Genomic DNA, 231 nt, shown 5'->3' with positions numbered 1-231 from the left:
CTGAGAAGGGGAGCGTTCCTGTCGAAGATCTGGGATTATTGATGTTGGATCATTTTCAGATTACCATTTCACATAATTTAATTCAGAAAATGATGGGAAATAATGTTGTTCTGATTAGCTGTGATAATCATCATTTGCCACACGGAATGATGTTGCCAATTTATGGACATACAGAACATTCCGATAGGGTAAAAGATCAACTGGAAGCAAGTGAGCCTTTAAAAAAACAAC

General features: G+C 36.8%; 1 pseudogene. It reads left to right on the top strand.

Going from position 1 to position 231, the window contains the following annotated elements:
- Window positions 1-231, top strand: a pseudogene (locus SCA31_RS25755) (type II CRISPR-associated endonuclease Cas1); the annotation flags it as partial.

This window comes from Chryseobacterium sp. SIMBA_028 (assembly GCF_046535285.1).
In the GTDB taxonomy this organism is placed as follows: domain Bacteria; phylum Bacteroidota; class Bacteroidia; order Flavobacteriales; family Weeksellaceae; genus Chryseobacterium.
Note: the sequence above shows the minus strand (reverse complement) of the source record. Positions and strands in the feature narration are given on the sequence as shown.